The following is a 3,640-nucleotide window of genomic DNA, read 5'->3' on the forward strand; positions in this document are numbered from 1 at the left end:
GTCCTAGCGTCCCCTTGCCCCCACCACTTAAGCCAATTAAGTGGGGAAACCGACCATAAGGGGCAGTTGGGTCTAAAAACATACTCGTGAACGCCCGAATCACTTCAACCAATTCTGACCCAAAGCTTTCATTTAGAAATTTGAGAAAAACTTCTGGACATGGTTTGTTGGCTTCGTAATCGTGGGGAATGATATTAGTGAGGTAAAAATCTTTGCGATGAGGCATTTGTTCACCAGTTCGCAAATCAACAACACAATTGTTAAACCCTAATAAATGAGTATTGGTTGGCAGTGGTTCTGCTGGTTCTAACCGACTGCGGCAATATTTAAAGGCAGATTCCTTGTGTGCGTTAGTTTCGTAAGGCTTGGTTATTCTCCAGCCAAATGTCTTTGTGTAAGAGAGCTTGTAAGCGGATTCTCCCGCGTCAGCGAGAAGCTTGTAAGCTTTGTTATCATCTTGGTGCTGCCATAGCAAATTCTCTTGTGACCACTTATAAAAGGATGAATTCAGTACCATCCATTCAGTTTTCGGAAATACTTTTCGGTAAGACCAGCCATCAAAAGTACCCGCCGTTACGCAGTTAGAATAGGGTAAATTCATGGCAGTGCATACAGGCAAGTAAAATGCCTCTGGGTCTGCTGGGTCAATATCTATTTTGGAATTAGATAAATCCGTAACTTCTTTTTCAATACTTTCAGATTCTACCTGTTGCGATCGCTGCGCTACGGCCGCGTGAATCTCCTGCTCTAACCGACGGATAAATTCTGGTGTTTCCATCTGCCCCAAGATTTCTTTGATGTCACTTGATTTATATGGTAAATCGGGGCAGATGTCGTGAGGGTTAATTCCAATAAATCCAATTCCTACTTCGTCGGCACAGTCTTGACAAGTCTGGAGTTTCTTTAAGCCAGTGTCATCGGGGTCATGCAGAAAAACGATTAATCCTATGCCTGCTTCAATTGCGCGTTGATATTCTCTTGTGATAGTCTTTTTATCCCATCCACTGCCTTGGAACGTAATCCCAGCAAGACCATGCTTTCGACCAACTTCTACGCATCCCTCGCCTTCATGCTGGAGTAGTGCCGGGGTGACATTTACTGATTTAGATGCTGCGATAGCTTCATCAATGCGATATGCTCCCCAAGGCAAATCGCCTTTTTTCATTTGGGGTGTGCCATCAAGTCGCCTATGCCATTGCCGAAAGGTCTTGCTGTAACCTTTCTCCTTATTGGCATCTGGCCACTGGTAGCGAACCACCCATTGCGACTCTGAGTAAGGATAAATTGTTTCGGTGGCACTGCCCTCAACATCTTTTGGTGGTCTACTCGTTAATTTTTTCGGTTGGGGAATATCTGTTACAATATCCGTCAACATCACCAAACCTAATTCACCATCTGGAATTGGTGCTGGTTTGGGCAAGATTCTCTTAGGCTTTGCTGCCAAACGGTTTAGGGATGGAGTGTAATTAGCCCCTCCCCTTTCTGCTAAGACTTCAGCCCAAGGTTTAATCGCCTCTCTGACGTGTTTGCACTCACAGCCGTTAAAGCATCTGTACTTCCCGGTTTCTGGGACAATAGATAAGTCATTCCCACCACAAACTGGACAAATAAACTTATCTTTAGCTTTGGATGGCTCTAGCTGGTCTTGAAAATTTCGGATGTCGAAGGAGGCGAACGCCTGTTGATTGGGGAATTGTGCAACCATTACGCGATACCTCCAAGAACATTATTTAATTTTTGACAATTGCTTAATACATAAGTTGGCGATTGTTTAGGTTGACCTAGTGCATAGCTAGGCTGATGAAAGCGATCGCGATCGCAAACTGTAAATTCTCCTATTGAGTAGCACCAGTCTGGTTTACCGCAGTGGGGGCAAGCGTTAGCAATAGTTGCGAATAGCAGCTTGCTGGTAGTATCAGTATGAAATAGCTGTTTTTTTGACACTTTACAAATCCTCCATTATGTGTGTTGGAGGAATTGGAGCTATCCCGAAAGTAATCTTCTACAACTTCAGAAATTTAATCTGGTAAAATTCCTGAGTTGCCGTTTTTTGTGTAGCAAGTGTTACAATTGCTTAACACTCCAAAAGGTTTGATAAGATTACTATTAGGGATATTAATTAGGCGTGACACCCAATCCCCCAATTCCAATGGAATCAATTTTGAAAACTCCGTTGTCCACACTGGACGAAGGGGTTTTCAACTTTTAGCCTATTTGTATTGGGCTAACCAAGCCCTAACAAACTCGATTACTTCCTCCTCTTGAATCACAAACATAGTGCCTTTTCTCCTGAGAGCCAGAATTCTCATGCTTCCCACGGAAGAATATAAATGTTCATTGAGATTTGAAGCCGCTCTAGTAGGAGGCCATAGGGCTAAAACTTTTGCTGTTGGGGTTTTTGTAGCTTCACGGGATGACATTGCGAACAAGTCTCTGTTTTTGTTAAGCCACTTTTCGTAATCAGCCAACTCAAGCAGTGGACAAGGTTTCCAGGTTGTCAAACCATTCTTATCCTTCTTTCTGAGTTGTAAAGCTTCCCTGGCTTCGTTGTAGACTACCTCCCTATCTCCTATCGAACGAATGGAGATAAACAGGTGAGTTGTTCGTGGAAATCTAATAAACAAGTCAATAGGGTTTTTCTCTCCTCCCGGAAATGGAAAGATTTCTATACCAACGCTTTTAAACTCTTGTAAAAGTAGATCGGTTAATTTTTCCAACCGCGCAAGTTTTTGAGTGATCACCAACGGTTTGTAAGCCAATGCAAAAGCAGCCCAGGCAGCCGGATTAATTAAGCTGCCAGATACCAGCGCCGCACCACCAACTGCTAGAGCAACAGTGGACAGGTAATTTTTCGTCTCCCTAATCCACTTTAATGCTGCTTCGTTATGCAGCGGGAGTTGAAAATCGGTATGTGGGTCTTTCACAGCTAACATGGCGAACTCAAAATTAATAATGTGAAATTAGCACGAACTTTACTGATACTAATACTTGACACTGTATTTTTGAATCAATAGCAATTTATTAGACTCTTTATCCAGTGTTAGTAGGACACGGAAGTTAAAAACCTCATGCCTCTGGTTTTTCCTGCTTCTGAGATTCTGATTTTTTAGCACGTCTAGCCGCGATCGCTTCACCAAGCAGAATAGCTGCCATCTGGCTTTTAGTTCTCATCTCTCCATTAGCAATTTGCTCTAGCGCCTCCCAAGTTTCATCTGGAATAATTGCATTTAACTTTTTGCTCATTAAGTCAGAACTCGTTTGCTCACCTGACATCATGATATGCTCTCTTGTCCGATCACATACGATCTTATCATCTAAAATCACATCATGATGTGATATGATGTAATTACCAGCCAAAAACAGCCACCCAACAAAGGCAACAGAAGCCAGAAAGTGATGCTTTGGCTAACCCCTAACTGGATATCTGGATTTGTCTAGATTTGACTAAAAATCAACGTCAAGCCAGAAAAATCAAGACTTTAACAATCATCTGAACCATGACAGCTATATATTGGGGTTTTTTGTATAAACCCTCGAAAAGGGGGATTCTGGAAATTAATGAGACGGGGCTTGGGTTAGCTGCTGAACGATCGCATCGAGATCGATCGAGTCAGAAAACTTCCTAAACTCATAACGACCA

3 protein-coding genes and 1 pseudogene are annotated in these 3,640 nt (G+C 42.7%); all 4 read right to left on the reverse strand.

The genetic code is table 11. From position 1 onward, the window contains the following. A pseudogene (locus CDG79_RS39650) lies at window positions 1-1,705 on the reverse strand (hypothetical protein); the annotation flags it as partial. Continuing rightward, window positions 1,705-1,944: a hypothetical protein gene (locus CDG79_RS39655; RefSeq protein WP_094346932.1), complete on the reverse strand. Its 240-nt coding sequence runs from the start codon at window positions 1,942-1,944 to the stop codon at window positions 1,705-1,707. The gene CDG79_RS39655 and the pseudogene CDG79_RS39650, both read right to left, overlap by 1 nt. Window positions 1,945-2,210: 266 nt before the next feature. Next, on the reverse strand, window positions 2,211-2,933 hold the full coding sequence (locus tag CDG79_RS39660; RefSeq protein ID WP_012413376.1) for a hypothetical protein: 723 nt from the start codon (window positions 2,931-2,933) through the stop codon (window positions 2,211-2,213). Window positions 2,934-3,066: 133 nt separating this feature from the next. After that, window positions 3,067-3,276: a ribbon-helix-helix domain-containing protein gene (locus tag CDG79_RS39665; protein ID WP_138505373.1), complete on the reverse strand. Its 210-nt coding sequence runs from the start codon at window positions 3,274-3,276 to the stop codon at window positions 3,067-3,069. Between the last annotated feature and the right edge of the window lie 364 nt (window positions 3,277-3,640).

Source organism: Nostoc sp. 'Peltigera membranacea cyanobiont' 232 (assembly GCF_002245985.1).
In the GTDB taxonomy this organism is placed as follows: Bacteria; Cyanobacteriota; Cyanobacteriia; order Cyanobacteriales; family Nostocaceae; genus Nostoc.